Origin of the sequence: uncultured Methanobrevibacter sp., from assembly GCF_947170395.1 — an archaeon.
In the GTDB taxonomy this organism is placed as follows: domain Archaea; phylum Methanobacteriota; class Methanobacteria; order Methanobacteriales; family Methanobacteriaceae; genus Methanocatella.
This window is the reverse complement of record NZ_CAMVTE010000068.1, coordinates 1-3,657: the sequence shown is the minus strand read 5'-3', so window position 1 is coordinate 3,657 and position 3,657 is coordinate 1. Positions and strand designations below refer to the sequence as shown.

Below are 3,657 nucleotides of genomic sequence, written 5' to 3'. Positions count from 1 at the left end.
CGGTCGGGTTTTATGCGGATAAGAAGATGCAGTGGTCGAGACAGTTCCGGGTGGAATGAGTGGGAGAGGAAGTGTGTGATCAAAAATTTTATGGTATAAAAAGAAAATAGCTTCTTTGTTATGAAAGGCTTAAAGATAAAATTATTTTTATTTACCTCTTTTCTTTATTTTAAATGTGTGTTACAATAATAACGAACTAACGTTCTTAAAATTGTTTTACATGAGTGTAATATTCATTAAATGTAGTATTAATATTTGTTCTATTGCAGGTTATTTGTTGGAGGAATTTAGCTTGAAGAGAAAAGAGTATTTTGACTATATAGAAGATAAACTGCATTATTTAGCGTACCGGATAGGCGGACGGGACAAGCTTAATCTTTTGGATTTAAATATCCATTCTGAGACTTTTTTTGCGGAATTATGCAATTTGATTTTTGATCTTAAATTGACTAATATCAATGCTTTAAAACATAATACAGAAGGTATTGATTTGATTGATAATACAAATAAAGTTGTTGTTCAAGTATCTTCTACTTGCAGTAAAGCAAAAATCAATAGTTCCTTAAGCAAAGATATTTTCAAACAGTATAGTGACTATTGTTTCAAATTTATTTCCATATCAAAAGACGCTACCGATACTCTTAGAAATTCTCTGTTTAAAAATCCTTATAATATGAATTTTTCACCAAAAGATGATATTTGGGATTGTACAAGCCTTTTAAGGATAATTCTGGCTGCAGGAAATGAAAAGCAAAAAAGAATTTATGATTTAATTAAGAAAGAATTGGGCCCAGATATTGATTATAATAAAATGGAGTCAAATTTAGCTAAAGTTATTACTTTTTTGGCTGATGTAAAGTTGGATGAGAATGCTGTTTCACCGGAATTGGATCCTTTTGCGATTGAAGATAAGATAGAGTTTAATAATCTTCAGGGAGTGGAAGAAACAATTGACGATTATAAGATTTTTTATCATAAGATAGATGAAATATATGTAGAGTTTGATAAAGAAGGCCAGAATAAGAGCTATTCTGTTTTACAAGAAATCAGGAAACAATATATTTCGCTCAAAAGTTCTTCCAAGAGTTCCTCAGAAGTTTTCTATGGAATTATTAATAACTTGATAGATATTATTCATAACAGTAGAAATTACACTGAAATGCCATTCGAAGAATTAGAGGCATGTGTAAGCATACTGGTGGTCGATGCATTTATCAGGTGTAAAATTTTTAAAAACCCGGAGGGATATGTTCATGTTACTACCAGACAATATACATCCGGAACTAAGTGTATATTATAATGGCGCTGTTGTTTTGCGTGAATTAGACAAAAAGCCAAAACAGCGAATTTTGGATTTGTATTCACGAGTCAAGGCTGCCAACGGAATGTCTTTTTCTGTATTTGTGCTGTCCCTGGATTGGCTTTATTTGATACAGGCTGCACAGCTAAACGAAAAGGGGATTATTGAGAAATGTTCATAAAAAAGTTAAGAATTTCTAAACAAACCGGAGTGATTCGCGATTTGGATTTTCACAATGGTATGAATTTGATTGTTGATAATACACCAACAGATAATAGAAAATTAACAGGTAACAATGTGGGTAAGACAACTGTTTTAAAATTGGTATATTTTTGTCTGGGCGGCGATGGAAAAGATATTTATACTGATGAAGAACATAAAAGAGCAATTTATAACGAAGTCAAGGATTATTTAATTAACAATAAAGTCCTGATAACACTAATTCTTTCCGAGAGTCTTGAAGACACTGATTCAAAACAAATTACGATAGAAAGGAATTTTTTGTCTGGAAAAGAAGCTGTTAGAAGAATTAATGGACAAAACGTTTTACAAAAAGATTTTGAAAATGAATTATCTTTGCTGATTTTTCCTGAACATAAAGCTGAGAAGCCATCTTTTAAGCAGATTATATCTCATAATATCAGGTATAAAGATGACAGCATTAATAAAACATTGAAAACGCTTCACAGATTTACTTCTGATGTAGAATATGAAGCGTTGTATTTATTCCTTCTTGGATGTACATTTGAGGATAGCGATAAAAGACAGGTTATTATTACTAAAATTAATCAGGAAAACGCTTATAAACAAAGATTGGAAAAAATCCAGACTAAAAATTCTTATGAAATGGCATTAGCTATAGTTGAAGACGAAATAGTTGAACTGAACCGTAAAAAATCATTGCTAAATATTAATGAAAATTTTGAAGCAGATTTAGATAGTCTTAATAAGATTAAATACAAGATAAGTAAATGTAGTACTAACATTACTAAGCTGGAAATACGCAGAGATATTATCAATGAAGCTAAAACTGAAATGGAACAGAATATTTCAGCTATTGATTTAAAACAGCTACAAATCTTATATAATGAATCCAAAGAGAATATTACTGATTTGCATAAGACATTTGAGGAATTAGTTACATATCACAACAAAATGATTGTTGAAAAAGTTAAGTTTATTACTAAAGAATTGCCAGAACTGACTGCTCGGATTGATAATGAAAAGAAGCTTATGAAGGACTTGTTGAATCGTGAAAAAGATCTTTCGCTTAAAATATCAAAAAGTGATTCATTTGCAGATATGGATAGTATTATAACAGAAATTAATGAGAAATACAGAATTAAGGGTGAATATGAGAATAGTATTTCCCTGATTAATGAAGTTGATAACAATCTCGTTTCTTTGACCAAGGAACTTGATGTTATAGATGCAACATTATATTCTGATCAGTTTGAACAAAAGCTGAAAATTCAAATTACAAAGTTTAACAAATATTTTTCGGTAATTTCAAACGAGCTCTATGGGGAAAAGTATGCGCTAAAGTACGAGAAAGAGCTTAATCGGCTGACTAATGTTCCGGTTTATAAGTTCAGTGCTTTTAATTTAAATATGAGTTCGGGTAAAAAGCAAGGAGAAATTTTATGTTTTGATCTGGCATATACTTTATTTGCGGATGATGATAATATTCCTTGTTTACATTTTCTTTTGAATGACAAGAAAGAGCTGATGCATGATAATCAGTTATTAAAAGTTGCGGATTTTGTTAATGAACATAAAATTCAACTGGTTGTATCGATATTAAAAGATAAGCTTCCAGCTGGGTTAATTGAAAAATCGAGTGTTGTGGTTGAGCTTTCGCAGAATGATAAGTTATTCAGGATTGAATCGTAATTCTATGAAGTTCAGATATATTTTTTGGAAGAGAATGGACATCTGCTGACTGATGATAATTGTGGAAAGGTTCTTTTAATGTGAACTTTTATGAAAAGTTCACATATTACGGAGGCATGTCCTAAGGGGCATTGTACCAATCCCTATGGGAAGACCAAGTCTATGCTGGAAGAGATTTTGATTGATATGCACACGGCGGATGTGAAGCTCATGGATCCAAAGCCTTGGAATATAGTGCTGCTGCGGTATTTTAATCCCATCGGCGCACACGAGTCTGGTCTGATCGGGGAAGGATCCCAATGGGATTCCTAATAACCTGATGCCGTATATCACCCAGGTGGCGGTGGGCAAGCTGGATAAGCTGCATGTGTTTGGGGATGACTATGCCACAGCGGACGGCACCGGTGTCCGGGACTACATCCATGTGGTGGATCTGGCCAAAGGGCATGTGAAAGCGCTGAAGG

The 3,657-nt window shown here is 32.7% G+C and carries 3 protein-coding genes and 1 pseudogene; all 4 read left to right on the top strand.

Annotation, left to right across the window (positions count from 1 at the left end; translation table 11 throughout):
- The first annotated feature begins 292 nt into the window (after nucleotides 1-292).
- Complete coding sequence (locus Q0W04_RS10555; protein WP_298503079.1) at nucleotides 293-1,300, top strand: ABC-three component system protein; 1,008 nt, start codon at nucleotides 293-295, stop codon at nucleotides 1,298-1,300.
- A gap of 13 nt (nucleotides 1,301-1,313) precedes the next feature.
- Complete coding sequence (locus Q0W04_RS10550; protein ID WP_298503077.1) at nucleotides 1,314-1,481, top strand: ABC-three component system middle component 6; 168 nt, start codon at nucleotides 1,314-1,316, stop codon at nucleotides 1,479-1,481.
- On the top strand, nucleotides 1,472-3,193 hold the full coding sequence (locus Q0W04_RS10545; RefSeq protein WP_298503075.1) for a DUF2326 domain-containing protein: 1,722 nt from the start codon (nucleotides 1,472-1,474) through the stop codon (nucleotides 3,191-3,193). The genes Q0W04_RS10550 and Q0W04_RS10545 overlap by 10 nt, the downstream gene beginning before the upstream one ends.
- Nucleotides 3,194-3,298: 105 nt before the next feature.
- Nucleotides 3,299-3,657, top strand: a pseudogene (locus Q0W04_RS10600) (NAD-dependent epimerase/dehydratase family protein); the annotation flags it as partial.

What these genes read in the sequence shown, in the direction of transcription:
- Q0W04_RS10545 (WP_298503075.1), top strand. Translation starts at nt 1,472, where the DNA reads ATGTTCATAAAAAAGTTAAGAATTTCTAAACAAACCGGAGTGATTCGC.